This window comes from Streptomyces sp. NPDC094143 (assembly GCF_040303825.1).
Lineage (GTDB): Bacteria > Actinomycetota > Actinomycetes > Streptomycetales > Streptomycetaceae > Streptomyces.
In genome coordinates this window covers 90004-107325 of the sequence record NZ_JBEOTZ010000001.1, presented here as the reverse complement: position 1 = coordinate 107325, position 17322 = coordinate 90004, and the positions used below count along the sequence as shown (strand labels likewise).

General features: G+C 68.5%; 18 protein-coding genes. 16 read left to right on the top strand and 2 right to left on the bottom strand.

Annotated elements, in window-relative coordinates; all coding sequences use genetic code 11:
* Positions 1-20: 20 nt before the first annotated feature.
* Positions 21-416 carry a hypothetical protein gene (locus ABTZ58_RS00500; protein ID WP_351348637.1) on the top strand — a complete coding sequence of 132 codons (396 nt, stop codon included), beginning with the start codon at positions 21-23 and terminating at the stop codon, positions 414-416.
* Between the two features lie 101 nt (positions 417-517).
* Here the strand turns inward: ABTZ58_RS00500 and ABTZ58_RS00495 are convergent, their stop codons facing one another.
* A complete protein-coding gene (locus ABTZ58_RS00495; RefSeq protein ID WP_100829610.1) occupies positions 518-1003 on the bottom strand; it encodes a TrmO family methyltransferase domain-containing protein in 486 nt (161 codons plus the stop codon).
* 75 nt (positions 1004-1078) lie between these two features.
* The gene (locus ABTZ58_RS00490; RefSeq protein WP_351348633.1) at positions 1079-2467 is read right to left on the bottom strand and encodes an NsdA family TPR-like regulatory protein; all 1389 of its coding nucleotides are present in this window, start codon (positions 2465-2467) and stop codon (positions 1079-1081) included.
* A 343-nt stretch (positions 2468-2810) separates the two neighbouring features.
* Here ABTZ58_RS00490 and ABTZ58_RS00485 point away from each other — a divergent pair, with 343 nt between their 5' ends.
* The 15 genes from ABTZ58_RS00485 to ABTZ58_RS00415 all read left to right on the top strand — a co-directional run bounded on the left by ABTZ58_RS00485 (position 2811) and on the right by ABTZ58_RS00415 (position 16903).
* On the top strand, positions 2811-3299 hold the full coding sequence (locus ABTZ58_RS00485; protein WP_351348630.1) for an ATP-binding protein: 489 nt from the start codon (positions 2811-2813) through the stop codon (positions 3297-3299).
* Positions 3300-3399: 100 nt separating this feature from the next.
* A complete protein-coding gene (locus tag ABTZ58_RS00480; RefSeq protein WP_351348627.1) occupies positions 3400-4029 on the top strand; it encodes an HAD family hydrolase in 630 nt (209 codons plus the stop codon).
* A complete protein-coding gene (locus ABTZ58_RS00475) occupies positions 4026-5879 on the top strand; it encodes a CDP-glycerol glycerophosphotransferase family protein (RefSeq protein ID WP_351348624.1) in 1854 nt (617 codons plus the stop codon). The genes ABTZ58_RS00480 and ABTZ58_RS00475 overlap by 4 nt, the downstream gene beginning before the upstream one ends.
* Positions 5876-6832: a thymidylate synthase gene (locus tag ABTZ58_RS00470; protein WP_351348621.1), complete on the top strand. Its 957-nt coding sequence runs from the start codon at positions 5876-5878 to the stop codon at positions 6830-6832. The genes ABTZ58_RS00475 and ABTZ58_RS00470 overlap by 4 nt, the downstream gene beginning before the upstream one ends.
* A gap of 8 nt (positions 6833-6840) precedes the next feature.
* Positions 6841-8559 carry a carbamoyltransferase family protein gene (locus ABTZ58_RS00465; protein ID WP_351349571.1) on the top strand — a complete coding sequence of 573 codons (1719 nt, stop codon included), beginning with the start codon at positions 6841-6843 and terminating at the stop codon, positions 8557-8559.
* A complete protein-coding gene (locus ABTZ58_RS00460) occupies positions 8544-9608 on the top strand; it encodes a glycosyltransferase family protein (protein ID WP_351348618.1) in 1065 nt (354 codons plus the stop codon). Before ABTZ58_RS00465 ends, ABTZ58_RS00460 begins: the two co-directional genes overlap by 16 nt.
* A 96-nt stretch (positions 9609-9704) precedes the next feature.
* Positions 9705-10217: a P-loop NTPase family protein gene (locus ABTZ58_RS00455; RefSeq protein WP_351348615.1), complete on the top strand. Its 513-nt coding sequence runs from the start codon at positions 9705-9707 to the stop codon at positions 10215-10217.
* A 31-nt stretch (positions 10218-10248) separates the two neighbouring features.
* On the top strand, positions 10249-11094 hold the full coding sequence (locus ABTZ58_RS00450) for a class I SAM-dependent methyltransferase (RefSeq protein ID WP_351348612.1): 846 nt from the start codon (positions 10249-10251) through the stop codon (positions 11092-11094).
* Positions 11091-11852 carry a phosphotransferase gene (locus tag ABTZ58_RS00445; RefSeq protein WP_351348609.1) on the top strand — a complete coding sequence of 254 codons (762 nt, stop codon included), beginning with the start codon at positions 11091-11093 and terminating at the stop codon, positions 11850-11852. The genes ABTZ58_RS00450 and ABTZ58_RS00445 overlap by 4 nt, the downstream gene beginning before the upstream one ends.
* Positions 11849-12505, top strand: a complete 657-nt coding sequence (locus ABTZ58_RS00440; RefSeq protein WP_351348606.1) for a histidine phosphatase family protein — start codon at positions 11849-11851, stop codon at positions 12503-12505. The genes ABTZ58_RS00445 and ABTZ58_RS00440 overlap by 4 nt, the downstream gene beginning before the upstream one ends.
* Positions 12502-13338, top strand: a complete 837-nt coding sequence (locus ABTZ58_RS00435; RefSeq protein ID WP_351348603.1) for a phosphotransferase — start codon at positions 12502-12504, stop codon at positions 13336-13338. The genes ABTZ58_RS00440 and ABTZ58_RS00435 overlap by 4 nt, the downstream gene beginning before the upstream one ends.
* A 33-nt stretch (positions 13339-13371) precedes the next feature.
* On the top strand, positions 13372-14373 hold the full coding sequence (locus tag ABTZ58_RS00430; RefSeq protein ID WP_351348600.1) for an NAD-dependent epimerase/dehydratase family protein: 1002 nt from the start codon (positions 13372-13374) through the stop codon (positions 14371-14373).
* Positions 14374-14399: 26 nt separating this feature from the next.
* Positions 14400-15521, top strand: coding sequence for an adenosylhomocysteinase (locus ABTZ58_RS00425; RefSeq protein WP_351348597.1), 1122 nt, complete (start codon positions 14400-14402; stop codon positions 15519-15521).
* 4 nt (positions 15522-15525) lie between these two features.
* Complete coding sequence (locus ABTZ58_RS00420) at positions 15526-16092, top strand: NUDIX hydrolase (protein ID WP_351348594.1); 567 nt, start codon at positions 15526-15528, stop codon at positions 16090-16092.
* Between the two features lie 22 nt (positions 16093-16114).
* A complete protein-coding gene (locus ABTZ58_RS00415; RefSeq protein WP_351348592.1) occupies positions 16115-16903 on the top strand; it encodes a 3-deoxy-manno-octulosonate cytidylyltransferase in 789 nt (262 codons plus the stop codon).
* Positions 16904-17322: the final 419 nt, after the last annotated feature.

Genomic DNA, 17322 nt, shown 5'->3' with positions numbered 1-17322 from the left:
AGACGGCCTGATGGACGGTCATGATCTTGGAACCCCTCACCGAACAGCGGCACGTCACCGGTCCGCTCGTGTTCGGCTATCTGCGCCTGGTGCGGGTCTCGCATGCTCGTCAGCTGGCCCTGACGATGGCGATCAGCGACTACTGCCGTCGTCACGAGCTGACACTGGCCGGCGTCTACATGGAGCGTTGCTCTTCCACGCCGTCCGCGTTCGTGGGCATGCTCGATGCCCTCACGGCCACTCGGTCCTATGGGGTGGTACTTCCCACCCCGTCGCACCTCGGCCCCAAGGCCATAGCGGCTGAACGGCGCAGTCAGCTGACCGAAACCGGCGCCCATCTGCTGCTGATCCGTGGTGAACAGACGGCTCCCCCAGGCGAAGGCGCCGCAGCCCTCGCCGCCGGAGGCACCGAGTGATGAGTGCCTGCCGGTACAGCCCTGCGCGAGCGTGGTTGGCGCCCGCTCGGGCGGCTACGTCCCGGCCGGCCGCCAGCCTCGGTTACGGAGGATGCCTCGAGTCAGCGCTCGGCGGCGTGCCTCCAGTAGTCCTTCAGCATCTCGCCGGGCCACGCGGGCTGGGTGACGGGGCCGCGCGGCAGGAACTCCTTGAAGACCGCCACCAAATCCACCACCAGCGTGCCGTCGTCAGCGTCGAGGTCCGTCACGTGCAGATCCCGTCCGTCGACGCGGAGCAACCGCGGGAACGAGGTCGCGAGGCGAGCCGGACGCCGGTGGTTGTGATGCACGAAGGTTCCCGTCGCCGGCCAGTCCGGGTTGTCCCGCGGGCTTCGCGCGTGGAGGGCAACGTCCTCAGGAGAGCCGAAGTTGAAGAACCAGGTGACCTGGAGGTGAGAGAACTCCTCGATCCCCTGCAGGGTTTCCTCCGGGTACTCCGGGCGCAGCCGAATGATCGACTCCACACCGCCCTTGAAGTCGTCGAGGCGCCCCTTGTGGCCCCCGACCACCTCGGCGATCACCGGCACCTCGATGGACTTTGTGGACACGGGTTCCCCCTTCTCCGCTCGCGGCACGGCAAGGCGGTCAGCCACAGCATGCCCGCCTTCACCACCATGGCGCCGTCAGGCTACTCGTTCGAGTACGGCCTTGGCTCGCTCGTCGATCTCCGCCGCCACGCTGATTCCCCGATTGCGGAAAGGGGACAGCACCCGGCGCATGTTCACGGCTGCCTCGCGTGCTCTGCCCGACTGGACGCCCTCCATCGCGTCCAGGGCCTGTGCCCACGTGTGGCACGCGGCCTCCACGTTCCCCTTGCGGGCCTGCACAGTGCCCATGTAGCCCAACGTCACCGCGTGGGTCCGGCTGAAGGTGTCGGCCTTCCTGGTCAGCACGCTGTTGTTGAATTCTTGGAGCGCTCCGTCGAGATCGCCGAGCGTCCACAGGGTGCGGGCGGTCTCGTGGGCCAGGGAAGCCCGCTGGAAGAACCACACCCGACTCGGATCCTCGTCACCGACGTCAGCCGCAGCCAGGTCGTCCTCGGCGCGGAGAAGCGCTGCGATCGCGGCCCGCTTCTGTCCGTTGGCAGCAAGACTGCGTGCCTGCACCACTCCGAGCAGTGCCCGCTCGCGAGGCGTCGCGAGGGTGTACCGCTTACGCTCCACGGAAGCCGTGGCGAGGTCGACGGCAGCCCGTGGGTGGCCGAGATCCGTTGCCTGGTGAGCCATCGCCCGCAGGATGTGGCCGGCGAGGGGAGCGTCGTCGGCTTCCGCCGCGAGCTTCAGCGCCAGCGTGAAGTAGCGCCGCGCGGCCTCATGGTGAGAGGCGTCGAAGCTCATCCAGCCGGCGACATACACCGCCTCGGAGGCAGCGGCGAGGAGGGCGCGACGAGTGTCGTCGCTGGTGAATACCCCTCCGACGTACCTGGCAACGTCGTCGACGAGGTACTGGTAGAGGGCCGTGCGGCCATCCATGCCGCCGTGTCGCTGGTCTCTTCGAGAGAAGAACTCTGTCATCTCACGCACAGCGCTGACTTCGGCGGCCCCGACCCTGCGGCTCGTCGCGGCGGGGCGGGACTTTGCCCGTTGGGGAGCCTCATCCCACCACTGCTGTCCAGGCAGAACCAGGCCACCCACCGAGTAGGCGGCGCCGGCCAGCAATCGGCGGCGTTCGAGATCCACGTCGCTTCTCCCAAGGTCTACCAGCGCAGTCAGCGTATCGACGTTCCACTCCGATGCTGCGGCTGCACCCGCCTCCGGCGCGGAGAGCCCAATCTTGGCTGGTGTGATGGGGCGTTGGAGTCGTCGGGACAACGTCTCGCACAAGATAAAGGGCGCTCTGCCCGAGGGCTGTGTTCCCGCCACCCACATGGCGATGTGCGAGCGGCTGGTGCCCAGCAGTTCCCTCGCTTCCACCTCGGCCGCGACCCGCACAAAGGCAGCCGCCACTTTTTGCTGCGACCAGCCTGTTTCCGCGATCGCGTCGGCCAGCTTCACGTTCCGCTCGCGCGCCATCGTCTACCTCGGTTCACCAAAACGATCTTTGACGGGTTTGACGGCCCCGGCAGCCGCCGGGAGATACCGCCGCGATGTGATCCACGGTTCGCTCGTAATCAACGAAACCACCAACTGCCTTTGTCCGGGAGGAAACCGGTGAAGACCAGCCACACGACTGGCACCGACACCCGGACTGTGCCGGGCGACGGGCGCGCTCCCGCTCCGACGTCTGGCGTACGGCACCTCGACCACCCCCCGCCGGTGGCCGTGCTCGTGCAAAACCTCCGCCGCTTCGACCACTCCGACAAGACCGCCGATCGAGTCCTCCGCGGGCTCAAGCACCAGTTGTGAGAAGGCGAGCATGGACCGAATCGAAAGTCTGGGGAGTGTGATCAGCGCTCCCGAACAGAAGAAGACCCTGACGCTCGCCGCCAACGACAGGGCTCCGGGCAAGGCGCGGTCCTTCACCCGGGAAGCGCTGATGGCGTGGGGTGTGGAAGACCTTCTGGACCAGGCTGTACTGATCGTCAGCGAGCTCACCACCAACGCCGAGCGGCACGGTCGAACTCCGGGCGTCGACCTGAGCCTTCCGTCCAGAGCGGAAGGCGAGCCCGTCGAAGAGATCACGCTGACGTTAGCCCTGCAGGCCGGTGTTGTGGGGATCGAGGTCGAAGACAACTCCCCTGAGCCCCCGGTGCCTCAGATCGTCTCGCTCTATGCCACCAGCGGACGGGGCCTACACCTCGTGTCGGCAGCGGCCGACGCCTGGGCTGCCTGCCCCAAGGAAGACGGACGCGGCAAGAGAGTGATCGCTCTCGTGAGGCGCACCGAGTCGCCCTTCACCTCCTAACCCCTTTCCTTGGAGATCCCTGATGTCATCCCGGCTTACGTCCTTACCCGCGCCCACCTCCGGCGGAACGAGGCTGGGCCTCGACACCGAAGCCGTACGTGTGCTGCTGCTGGACCTGGACGGCGTGCTCGTCGACACCCGCCCGGTCATGGAGCGCGCGTGGCGCCAGGTCCGTGAGGACCACGGCCTCGACGTGCCGTTCGGGAAGTACGAACGCCACTTGGGCCGCCCGTTTTCCGACATCATGCAGCAGCTCGGGCTCGCTGAAGCCGAGTCGATCCATCAGACCTACGCCAAGGCGTCAACGGCCGCTTCTCACCTCGCCCGACAGTTCGACGGCGTCGCGGAGGTCCTCCATGCCTTCGCCGCTGCCGACTGGCGGCTGGGGATTGTGACGTCCAAGCCGTTGGCGCGAGCCACCCCTCTCCTGGCTCAGCTCGGCGTCCCTTTCGCCACGGTGCGCACGCCGAACGGGGTAGGGCGGGGCAAACCCGCGCCAGACCCGATCCTGCTCGCCCTGATCGACCTGGGCGCCGACCCGGCCGATGCCCTGTACGTCGGAGACATGGCGGTCGACCAGGAGGCAGCCCGTCGCGCCGGCGTCTCGTACGTGCACGCAGCCTGGGGCTACGGCACCCCGAGCCCTCCGGCCCCCGTGGTCGCCAAATCGCCGAAGGACCTGCTGCGGCTCATGGACACCGGGCCGATCCTCGAAGGGAGCCTGGTATGACGCCGACCAAGCGCAGCGCCTTGGGCATCGCCCGCGTCGACTCCGATGGCAAGCCCCTCTGGGCGCTGGTCGGCGAGGGCGCGCTCGCGACCATGAAGTCCGACCGGATCACGACCTCCCAACTGGAGGCCCTGCCCATAGACCAACGCGATGCTGAAGCACGGGTCAACCATGTGGTGGAGGCCCTCGAAGCGTACGGCGCCGACCTCGCGAGGACTCCGGGTGGCGCGGGGTGGCTGTACGTCCAGCACGTGCCGGCGCGGCGCCTGGTGGCACAGGTCGTACGTAAGCTGGCGGCGCTCAGCGCGTGGGAGCCGTTCGCCAAGGCCCCAGGTCCGCTGAGACTCGCGCCCTACGAAGGACTCGTCGGGCTGCGGTCGAGCAGCTCCCGCGAGTACCGGGCGTACACGGTCACCTGGTCGGGCATTGCCTACCTGCTCGGAGCCGCAGCCCTTCACAATCCCCTCCGATCCGCGCAGTTACGCAACCTCCCCCCTGCCCTGACGGCCGCATCGGTGCCGAGTTCGGCTCCCTCGGAGCTTCCAGTGAGCGAGGTGGTGGCGTTGTCGTGGTCGTCCCGTCACGCGGCCACTCTGCTGCCAGTGCTGGAGGAGCTGGCCAGGAGCGGGCGCCCCAGCCTCGTGGTGGACTTGGCGACCGACCCGGCGGAGCGGTGCCCGGCTTCGGGCGTCGCGGGGGTGACCCTGTGCTCGCCTCCGCCCAGTCTCTTCGACCTCTCCGGCGTCGTGGACGGGCTGAGGCCGCAGGATGACGGCCCCGTCGTTCGAGTCGACGAGCACGAGCTCCGACTGGCCCGATTGCTCCGCCTCGTGTCCGTACTTCTGGAGACGAGCGGCGGGTGCACCCAGCCATCTTGGCGATCCGTGGTCCGGGCGGAGACATGGTTGGACGGCGTTCTCGCCGCCGTACGGCCGCATACCGTCCTGGTCAGCAACGACACCAGCCCGCTGGGTACGCTGGCCGTACATGTGGCAGAGCGCCATGGGATGAACACGGTGCACGTCCAGCACGGGGCCTGGACGGCTGAGTCGGTCGCATGGCCCGCCCTGCACAGCCGCGACATCGTGGTCATGGGTGAGCGGGACCTCCCCCTCGCGAAGGAGTGGGTGCGCCACCCTGACGCCGAAGTCCATGTCCTGGGCCAGCCCCGCTTCGATGTACTCGCTGGCCTCGGCCGCGATACCCAGCGGCGCTACCTGGAACATCTGCTGGCCCACGGCCCGCGTCGCAGTCCTGCCCGTATCGCGGTGTGGGCCTGCCAGCCCCTCGGTCCTGACCGGCTCAAGGCCCAGGCCGACCTGCTGCTGGACGGTCTGTGGCAGGCCGGCAGCGACTGGGGCCTCGTCATCGCGCCGCACCCGGCGCAGAGCATCGACGTCTTCGCCCCCCTGCTCGAACGGCACGGTCGGCCGCTCATGGCCGTGGCCGATCCCCGGGTCAGCGCTCGTGGCTGCCTCGCCGGTGCCGACGCCCTGGCAAGCGCCTATTCGACGTGCGGCATCGAAGCCGCGCTGATGGGCGTGCCGGTGCTCGAACTGGGTTCGCCCGGCGAGCGCACGCTCGGACTCTCCGACCACGGCCTTGCACGGCGGTGCAGCACCGCCGATGACATCGCCGACGCTCTCGTCGCACTGCGCGGTCCGCACCCGCCTGCCGACCGGGCGGCGACGGACGCGGTGTGCCGGTGGCGCGGTGACAGCGCAGCCCAAGTCGCATGCCTCATCACCCGCCGCTCGGGCGGCCATGCCATGCACTCCCACCACATCAACCACGATGCCCGCGCCGCCGAGTCCGGACGGCCGCAGGGCGAAGGAGTACCTGTCCGATGACACACCTGACCGCCGACAGCGTCGCCGAACTCTTCGTCGGCGCTGTCGCCCTGGCCAAGAGCGGCGAGAGGGTCAGCCCTCGCGGCATGGCGACCCGTGAGGTGCGAGACGTCCACATGCGGCTGACGCAGCCGCGGGCTCGACTGCTGTACACGCCGCCGGCACGCGTCATCAACCCCGCGTTCGCCGTGGCGGAGACCGTGTGGCACCTCTCCGGTTCGGACGCCCCGTGGATCTTCGATTACAACGCACGCCTGCGGCAGTACGCCGACGACGGTGTCCTGCGGGGCGCGTACGGGCCGCGGATGCGGAAGTGGGCCGGGAAAGTGGATCAGCTGAGCCGCGTCGTCGAGATCCTCAAAGAGGACCCCGACTCCCGCCGGGCCCTGATCCAGCTCTACGACCCGGCCCAGGACGCCGCCGGGCACAAGGACGTGCCCTGCACTTTGGGCTTCGGCTTCCACCTGCGCACCGGCCGCCTGCACATGTCGACAACGATGCGTGGTCAGGACGTGTGGATCGGCATGCCGTACGACCTGTTCTTCTACACCGTGCTGCATGAGCTGGTCGCGGGCTGGCTCGGCACCGAGCTGGGCGAGTTCCACCACCACGTGGGATCACTGCACATCTACGAGAACCATCTCGACCAGGCGGAAGAGCTGACCGCGGTGACCGCGAGCGCGGTCATGCCGAACCTCACCACACCGTGGCGGGGCTTCGACGATCTGCTCGACCAGGTCGAGGCCCGGGACGTGACCGGCCACCCGGGCTGGGACACGATGGCCGAGACACTGCGCAGCTACCGCCTGTGGAAGGACGGCGCGCGTGAGCAGGCGTGGCGGGTCGCCGACAAGATCGACGGGCCGCTGGGCGAGGCGCTCATCGCCTGGTACGGCGAGCTGAATCGTCATGCCGGCGCCTCGACCGCGCGCGAGACGGCGGGGACGCGGTGATGGCCACCATGGACCGCGCGCCCTCGGTCATCCTCGGGCTGTGTTCCTTCACGCACGACTCCTCCGCTGCCCTGCTGGTAGACGGGGAGCTAATCGGCTTCGTGGAGGAGGAGCGCCTCTCCCAGCACAAACACACCAAGGACTACCCCGGCTACGCAGTCGAGTGGCTGCTCGGCGAGGCCCGGCTCACCGCGGCCGACGTCGACGCCGTCGCCTACAACTTCCAGCCCGCCCACTACCTGGCCGAGTCCCCAGCAGCCCTGCGCCTGTCTCTGTCGCCGACGACGCGCGATCGGGCGCTGCCGAGGGCTCACGGCTTCACCAAGGTGGCGCTGCGCACCCATCTGCGAACCCGCGCCCTCGGTCGGCGGTTCCCCTCCGCTGGCGTCATCCCTGTCTTGCACCACCGGGCTCACCAGCTGACGGCCTTCGCCGCCTCAGGGTGGGACGAGTCCGCCGTGCTCATCGTGGACAGCCTCGGCGAGCGGCAGACCACCACCATCGCCTGTGGACACAACGCGCTCCACCCTTCCACCCGCACCCTGGAGGCGATCAACGACCCTGCCTCCCTGGGCTATGTGTACGGCGCGGTCACCGAGCACCTCGGGTGGCGCCGTGGTGACGAGGAGGGCACCGTGATGGCGCTCGCCGCCCTCGGCGATCCGGAGCGGTTCCGCCCACTTTTTGCCCGGGCCCTGCGCACAACACCCACGGGCTTTTCGGTCGACCCCGCCTACTTCCCGCCGCGCGTGCTGACCTCGGGCTACCCGAGGACCTCTCGCCGCTTCATGGACGAGACGTGCCCCGAGCGCCACCCGAGCGAGCCGATCCAAGACGTCCACCGGGATTTGGCCGCCGCCCTCCAGGAGCGCACCGAGCAGGTGATGCTGCATCTGGCCCGCAGGGCCCGGATGATCACCAGATCGCGCCGCCTGTGTGTCGGCGGTGGAGTCGCCACGAACTGCGTGAGCATCGGGCGGATCGTCGAGGCCGGAATTTTCGACGAAGTCTTCGTCCCGCCCGCCCCGGGCGACGCCGGCACCGCGATCGGGGCCGCCATCGCCGCACACACCGGCAGCCGCAGCCGGCGGCCCGTGTCCGGCGTCGCCCGGGCCTGCTATCTCGGCCCGTCGTACCAGCACCAGGCCCTTGACCTCACGCCATGGCCCGGGCTCCAGCAGAAGACGCTGGGCGTGGAGTCCGCCGAGTTCCTCGCCGACCAGCTTGCCCACGGCATGATCGTCGGGCTCTTCCAGGGACGAGTCGAAGCCGGCCCTCGCGCCCTTGGGAATCGCTCGATCCTCGCCTCTCCATTGGAGCCCGGGGTCGTCGAGCGTCTGAACGCCACCGTGAAGTTCCGGGAGCCGTTCCGCCCATTCGCCCCCATGGTCCTGGCCGAACGCGCCGCGGAGTTCTTCACCCTCGGCCAAGAGGCGCCGTACATGTCGATGGCGTCCGGCGTAACCGACGAGGCGCGCGAGCGCGTGCCGGCCATCGTGCACGCCAACGGCACCTCCCGCCTCCAGACCGTCACCCGGTCGCAGAACGCGTTCATGCACGACGTGCTGAGCGCCTTCGCCCGCCGTACAGGGGTGCCGGTGCTGATCAACACCTCCCTCAACGTCAAGGGCAAGCCGATCTGCGGAACACCAGAGATGGCGCTGGACTGCCTGGCCAACTCCGGACTGGACGCCCTGCTGCTGGAAGGTCGGTGGATCACAAAGTGAAGATCGGATACAGCTTCTGGGGATTCCTCGGCAACGGAATCACCGACACCCCAGACGGGGGCCGCAGCCACCGCCGGCCCCTGATCGACGCCCTCCTCGGCCGCGGCCACGAGATCGTCTTCCTACAGGCCAACCGCGACCTGATCGAGGCTGGCGACGACCTCGGCAACGCCTACGCCTTCCACAGCGGCACCCCGGACATCGACGTCCTGTTCCTGGAGTGGCGCTGGGCAATCGACGGGCGCAACACCACCCCGTGCGGCACCGAGGGGCACACCTGCGACCTGCACCGCCAGACAGAGCTGGTCACCTGGTACACAGTTCGGCTCGGCACCCCGACCGTGATCTGGGATAAGGACCGCCAGCTCCGGCCGGACAGCGTGTGGCGGCGTATCCGCCAAACCACTGTGTGCGAGGCCGCTCTCGAACCTACGGCGAACGCCCACCGCCTGCTCTTCCCGGTCGACGACCGTCTCCTCGATGAGGCGGATCCGATCGTGCTCGCCAAGAAGCCCAGGGATCTCGTCCTCGGGTACGTCGGCAACCAGTACGACCGCGACGAGCATTTCGACCGCTTCTTCGCGTCGGCCGCCACCCGCTTCGATCACCTGGTCGGGGGCAAGTGGACCAAGACCGGTCGCTGGCCGCACGTCCGGTTCCTCGGCAGGCTCCCCTTCGAGGCGGTCCACGCCGTGTATGGCAGGTCTCTGGCAACCGTGCTGATGCTGCCGGAGCGGTACGCCGTCGTCGGGCAGATGACGCAGCGGATCTTCGAGGCCGTCCTCGTCGGCTGCCTGCCGCTCACCCCTGCCGACATCCTGCACGCGGACCGCTTCGTGCCCAAGGAACTGATCGTCAGCTCCGGCAGCGAGGTGATCGAGCGGCTCGCCCACCTCCAGCGGATCGCCGGCACCCAGCAGCACGCGGACCTGATCGCAGCCTGCCTGGACCGCCTGGACCTGTTCCGCCTGAGTCGGCAGGTAGACGCGTTGGAAGCCGTACTGGACACGGCTGCCAGCCCCGTAAATGTGGAGCGGGGAGCGGCGTGATGCAGCTGGCTTCCCAGACCATGGCACCTGGATCATCCGAACGTGTCCGACCGGGCGGTCCGACCGGGCACCCGAGCGCCTCTACGCTGGAGCACCATGAAGAAGGTCGCCATCGTCGGCTGCGGAGGCAGCGGCAAGTCCTACCTGGCACGCGAGCTGGGCAGGATCCTCGACGCCCCGGTCACTCACCTGGACGCCGCGTTCTACGACGACGCGTGGAACGCGCTGCCCATGGAGAAGTTCGCCGCCCTGCAGCGGGACCTGGTCGCGCAGCCGAAGTGGGTGATCGACGGCAACTACAACTCCACCTTGCAGATCCGGCTCGAAGCCTGCGACACGGTGGTCCTCATGGACGTCTCGACCGTGGCCGCGCTGTACGGGATCTTCTCCCGTCAGGTCCGGCACGGGGCAGGGCACAAGGGCAACGGGGTGCACAACCGCATCCACTGGGGCGTGATCAAGTACGTGGCGACGTACCGCCGCAAGATGCGCCCGCGCGTCATGGCCAAGATCGAGGAATTCGCCTCGGGCCGTGCCGAGGTGGTGCTGCTGCGCAACCGGCGACAGACGCACCGCTGGCTGGGCAAGGTCGCCGCCGAGCACCGCTGAGCGCTCCGCGCCCCCGAGGGGAGGGTGCGGCATGAGCGGCGCCAACCCGTTCCTGGACCCCGCGCGGCAAGCGGAGCTGTATGGGCACGCCTCGCGGCTGGCCGGCCGGTCCAATGCCCTGATGCGGGCAAAAACCTCCGGACGCCCGGTACCAGACACGATCGTGCGCCTGGTGCGCGCCCACCACGAGCGGGCAGACAAGCTCGGCCTGGTCTTGGACGTCGGCTGTGGTCGCGGTACAAGCAGTCTGGCCCTGGCCCAGCAACTCCGGCCGCAGCGGGTACTCGGTCTCGACGCGGCTCCGGCCTTGATCGAACAGGCCCTGCACCGCGCTCAACGGCTCCCCAACGTCCCAGTCAGCTTCCTCATGGGCAACTTCCACCAACTGCCGCTTCCTGCCCAGTCATTCGACGTCGCTGTCGCAGCCTTCTGCCTTTACCACTCACCGCAGCCTCAGACGGTGGTCGCGGAGATGAAGCGGGTGCTGGCTCCGGGAGGGCTGGCCGTGCTCGTCACGAAGGGACTCGACAGCTACTGGGAGATGGACCAGCTGGTCGCTGCCGCCGGCCTCGACCCGCGGGCCGAGCAGCACGAGAGCCTGTACATCTCGGCGCACAGCGACAACCTCGCCCACCTGGCCGCCGTGTCGCTCGACGTACTCGCTGTGGAGCACGAGGAACACCGCTTCACCTTCGACGGACACGACCACGTGGCGGAGTACCTGGCCACCAACCCGAAGTACGACCTCGCCCCGGGCCTTTACGGCAATCCTGGCGCGCTCGCGGCAACACTGCATGAGTTCCTGCCGGACCGGCCCCTCACCACCAAGTCCCTCGTCACCTTCGTGGTGGCCCAGTCAGGGGGAGGACGGTCGTGAGCGTTCGCCAGTTCACCAAGCACTACGAGACCCCCGGCCGGGTGGCCTCGGCAGCCCGCCATCACGCCTGGCTCGTCGAGCACGCACCGCCGCTGCGGCTTCCGGCGCTGACGGTGGTGGGGCCGACGAGCCTGACATACGAGTGGATCGACGGCCGTCCTGCCCGGACCGAGGACCTGCCGGCCCTGGCTGGGTTGCTGGGCGATGTCCACGGGGCCGCCTGGATCACCGACCTCCGGCCGGCCGCGCTCTACAGGCCCCACCGTTTCCGTGACGGCATCGCGTTCGGCGACTACATCGGTCCCCGGCAGGCTGCCCTGCGAAGAAGGCTGGAACAGGGGTACCTGCCGGACCGCGGGGCCTTGCACGCATTGCTGACGCTGCTGGAGAAGACCGCCGAGGGGCCGACCGCCTTCTACAAGGACAGCAACCCGCGAAACTTCATCATCACCGAGGCCGGCGAGATCTACACGGTCGACACCGACGATCTGACGCTGGCGCCGATGGGTTACGACCTGGCGAAACTGATCGCGACGCTGGTCCTGACGTACGGGCCTTTGCCGGCTCCAACCATTGACTCGGCCCTGCGCGCCTACAACGAGGCCGCCGTACGCCACGACCCCCAGCTTGGCATCACGGATCGCGAGCGGCTCGACGACTTCCTCGCCCTGCACGCCGTGCTGACCGCTCCGTACGCCGGGCGCAACGGCTACCGCTACAGCTGGTTGCCCCGACCCTGCCCCCGAGGATCCGCATGATCACCACCGAACTCGTCTTCGTCCGCCACGGCGAAGCCCAGTGCAACGTCGACGGCCTGGTAGGCGGCCCGCGCACCTGCACCGGGCTTACCAACCGCGGATACGCACAGACCGAACATGTCGCGCTCCGCCTCGCCATCGAGCACCGCGACAAGCCGTTCGACGCCCTGTACACCGGCCCGCGCCTCCGCCTGCGCCAGACCGGCGAGATCATCAGCCAGGCCCTCAACCTCCCCATGTCCACCGACGACCGCCTCGACGGTCCGGTCCACGGTGCCGCCGACGGCAGACCCTGGGCCGAGGTGAAAACCGCCGCCGACGGCGGGCCGCACGCCCACCCGGACAGGCCCTGGGCTGCTGGATCCGACACGTGGAACGGCTACCTGGAGCGGGCAGGCCGCCTCCTACGGGAGCTCATCGACCATCACGAGGGTGAGCGCATCCTGTTCGCCGCGCACGGCGAGACCGTGATCGTCGCCCACACCCTGCTCCTGGGAATCCCGCTCGGATCTCCGGCCGGGTTCACGGTCTCTCACGGGTCCATCACCCGGTGGCAATACCACCTCAACCGGCTTGGGCAGAGACGGTGGATGCTCGACCGCCACAACGACACGGAGCACCTGGCCGCCTTATCGCAGGAGGCTGTCGCGTGATCACGCTGTCCGATGATCCGCGGCTGAGCCTGGCACGCGGCGCGCTGGGAGCGGTCCGGATCGTGCACGATCCGACTCTCCCGCCCCGAGTCCTACGTCTCGTCGACGCCGACGGCAATGAGTTCTTCGCCAAGCAGCACAGCGAACGCGACCGATACACCCGAGAACTCCATGCCTATCTCGCCTGGGGAGCTCACCTGATCGGGCACGTCCCCCGAGTGGTGGGCCAGCAGGACAGAACATGCACCCTGCTGCTCACAGCGGTGCGCGGCGTACGGGCGGATACGGTCGCGCCCGGGTCGCCGGAGGAGGAGCAGGCTCACTACGAGGCCGGGCGCGTGCTGGGCAAGCTGCATCACGCCACCTCGGTACCGCGTACCGGCGCCGTCGGCACGGAACTCGCCCAGCGGCTACGCGAGTGGATCGTCCGTGCAGTCCGAGCCGGCCTCATCTCCACGGCCGAACGCGACCGCATGAGCCACAGCGCGGACGTCCTGGCGAACACGCTCATGGACAGCGCGGTGTGCCACCTCGACTACCAGCCGCGAAACTGGCTCCTTGGGGAGGTCTTCGGGATGTGCGACTTCGAGCACATGCGCCGGGACGCCCGCATCCGCGACTTCGCCCGGCTCGAATTCCGCCGCTGGCAGGCCGCCCCCTACCTCCGCACGGCCTTCTTCGCCGGATACGGAACGCCGCTGAACGACACCGAACAGCGACTGCTGGAGTCCTTCGGCGCGATCGAGGCCGTCACCGCCCTGGTCCGCGGACACGAGCAGGACGATCTCGCCCTCAGCGCCCACGGCCGCACCGTTCTCGCCCGGCTCGCCTGAACCACCACCCTCCTCGGATTCCTGGAGAACTCCGTGTCACAGCACGCATCCCACCTGACCACCACCGTCCCCCGCCGGGCCGTGGTGACCGGCGCCGCCGGCTTTATCGGCTCCCACCTCGCCCATGCCCTCGTCCAGGCCGGCGCCGTCGTCGTCGGCGTCGACCGCCGCGACCCGGCCACCGACCCCACGGCCGCAGCCAACCTTGCCGCCCTGCAGAGGCTCCCGGGGTACATGCACGTCACCGCTGACCTCCTCAACTGCGCGATCGAGCCGCTTCTCGTGGACGCGAACGCCGTCTTTCACCTGGCCGGCATCCCCGGGGTACGCCCCTCCTGGGGACCACAGTTCAGCGAGTACGTCGCCTCCAACGTTCTCGCCACCCACCGCGTCATGGACGCCATCACCCGCATGGGCATTCCCCGGCTGGTGGTGGCCTCATCCTCCAGCGTCTACGGCCCCACCGAGGGCGGTCCGAGCGTCGAAACCGACCGGCCACAGCCGGCATCCCCGTACGCGGTCACGAAACTCGCCGAGGAGCAGCTCTGCCTCGCGCACTCCGCCCAGGCCCATTGCCCCACCAGCGTCGTCGCACTGCGGTACTTCACCGTTTACGGCCCCCGGCAGCGCCCCGACATGTTCACGCACCGCGCCCTCACGGCCGCCCTGACCGGCCAGGCACTACCTCTGTACGGAGACGGGCACCAGCGCAGGGACTTCACGTACATCGACGACGCGGTCGCCGCCACCATCGCCGCGGCCACGATCCCGACCGCCAGCGGAGTGATCAACGTGGGCGGTGGTTCGAGCGCCTCCCTGCTGGAAGTGATCAACATCGCGAACAGCCTCTCAGGCCGCGAGATCCAAATTCACCAGGAAAACCCCCGCAGCGGCGACGTCCTCACCACCCGCGCCGACCCCAGCCGTGCCCATGAGGTCTTGGGCTGGCAGCCCCAGGTCGACCTTCACAACGGCATGCGAGCCCACATGCAGACGCTGGCTGCCGAGACCGCAGCGTACGGCCGCGCGGCATAACCAACGGGACACCAGGAGGAGTTGCAGTGGAGAGTCCTGAAAAGGCGCGACTGGAAGCCTTCTTCCGGCAGATCACAACACGGTTCCCCGCTGGCGAGCACGTCACCACGCTGATCATCACGCACCTGCTCTCCGAGCGGCCGGCGTTCCTCCGCGCGATGGCCGCGACGTCCACGGTCGGTGCTGTACTACCCAAGCCCAGGTCCGTCGACCAGCCGACGTTAGAAAAGGTCCGACGTGCCTTCACCATCCATGACCTGAACCGAGAACTGTTTGCCGACTCGACCTGGGCGTTGGAGTACCTGGAGGACACAGCGGGCGGCCGGAACGTCATCCTGATAGACATCGGCGGCTACTTCGCGCCGTGCCTCGACACCCTGGTAGAGAAGTTTTCCGGCCGCGTCCTCGGCGTCGTCGAGGACACCGAGAACGGACACCAGCGGTACGCGGCACTCGACCGCCTGCCCTGCCCCGTCGTCTCGGTGGCCCGCTCCCCGCTGAAGGACTGCGAGGACCACCTAGTGGGCCGGTCCATCGTCTTCTCGACCGACGCCCTAGTACGCGCCCGCGGCGACATTCTGACCAGCCGAAACGCCTGCGTCATCGGGTTCGGCAAGGTCGGCCGGGCCATCGCTCAGACGCTGCGCGCCCAAGACCTGCGCGTCACCGTCCACGACACCGATCCGGTCAAGAGAGTGCAGGCGCATTCCCATGGCTTCCGTACGAGCGCGTCGACGGCCGAGGCGCTCCGGGAGGCGGAACTCGTCATGTGTGCCACAGGCAACCTCGCTCTACGCCAAGGCGATTTCTCCGCACTACGCAACGGGGCGTATCTCGCCTCGGTGACGTCCTCAGAGGACGAACTTGAACTCGGCAGCCTCCATGGCCTCTACAAGCGCACCCCGGTCAACGAGCACCTGACGCGTTACGAGATCACGGGCCACTACTTCTACGTCCTTGCTGACGGCGGCGCCGTCAACTTCGTGCACGGCGCCGCCGTCGGCTCATACATCCATCTCGTTCAGGCCGAAATACTCGCCGCCACCGCGGCCCTTAGCCACGGCCGCTTCCAGTCCGGTCTCCACGAAATGCCCGCACCCGACCGCCAAGCCATCGCCAGGATCTGGTTCGACTACTTCGACAGGTGATCCCATGCCGCCTTCCCCCGACCACATCCGCGCCACCGTTGAGGCGTACCTCACCCGCCACCCTTCCGAGCGGGACGCCCTGGCTGCGCTCTTCGTCGTCCTTACCGGCGAGGACGATCCGACCAGCCGCAAGACCTTTCCCACGCACGTCACCTGCAGCGCCATCGTCATCAACAGCAACGACCGGGTGCTCCACATTCAGCACAACGCCACGGGCAAGGCCCTCGCTCCCGGCGGCCACAACGAGCCAGGCGACAAAGACCTTCCCGGTGCCGCCCTTCGTGAACTGGGCGAGGAGGCCGGCATTCCTCGCGATGCCGTCGTCCCCCTCCCCGGCTTCGAGACCGTGCCGCTGGACATCGACGTACACGACATCGCCGCCAACCCCGCGAAGGGCGAGCCGGCACACCAGCACGTGGACTTCCGCTGGGCCTTCCTCATTCGGACCGAACACGCCGTGAGGCTCCAAACCGAAGAGGTCAGCGGCTACGAGTGGCGGTCCTTCGAGGACTCTGCCTCGCCGACCGTCCGCGCCAAGCTGGCCCTCCTCCCCCGCCCCACCCATTCCTGACACTCACCGACGGGAGTACGCCGTGGCAGCCACCACCGCCGCACCGCCGAGCACCGCGCGCCACCACCACATAGCGGTCATCCCTTGCCGCTGGGGAGCCTCCCGGTTTCCGGGAAAGCCCCTTGCGCAGCTGGGGGACAAGCCACTGCTGTGGCATGTCCACCAGCGCTGCCTGGAGGCAAAGTGCCTCGACGGGGTGGTGGTCGCCACCGATGACGAGCGCATCGAGAAGGCGTGTCACCGCCTGGGCGTCGAGTGCATGCGGACAGGCGAACACCTCACCGGCACGGACCGCGTCGCGGAGTGCGCAGAACGCCTGCCCGCAGACGCCTACATCAACGTCCAGGGGGACGAGCCGTTCATCTCCCCCACCGCGATTGACGCTGTCTCCCGAGCCATGGAGCACCTGGCACCCAGAGCCCTGGCAGTGAACGCATACACAGAGCTGGACGACGCCGGTGCCGTCCTGGACCACAACGTCGTCAAGGTCGTCGTCGACGCCGAGCACAACGCCCTCATGTTCTCCCGGCAGCCGATCCCCTACCCGCGCGGTGACCGGCCGAGGTACCTGCGTCAGCTCGGTCTCTACGGCTTCACCCGAACGGCCCTCGACACGTTCCGGCGTCTCCCTCAGGGGCCGCTGGAACGTACCGAAGGCGTGGAGATGCTGCGCTTCATCGAGCATGGCCACGACGTACGGATGCTCGGCGTCGCGGACGATGGGTTGGCGGTCGACACTCCCGAGGACCTCGCGAGGGCCGGCACCTTGTTGCGGACTCACACCGGGCGGGCGATCGCCCGCTTCTCCTGATGACCGCGGTCGACCGCCAGTCCCTGGATCCGGCGCTCTGCTCACACGCTTCGACGAGACCGCGCCCGTCCCCGGCGCCGCAGCAGCATGCTCGGCGTTTTGGCCACCGCCGCTCCGACCCCTGACCCAGGGGCCGCAAGGGTCGATGCCACCCGCAAGCTCCGGCGCGCGCTGAATCCCAGGGTTACCAACACGACCGAAACACATGTGTTCGAAATTGCGGCTGGCTCGTTGAGCCACACGAACCAGCCGCACAACCGTCAAGGGGGACCACGTTGACTTCGGCCAGAACACCAGCGCATGCGACTCCCCATAACGTGGCACGAGGGGATGGGTACTCGTACCGCGACGAGTCCAGCGGCATGGCCTCTGTGCGGATGATCATGGTCGCCACCATGGCGCGGGGGCTGCCCACGCCG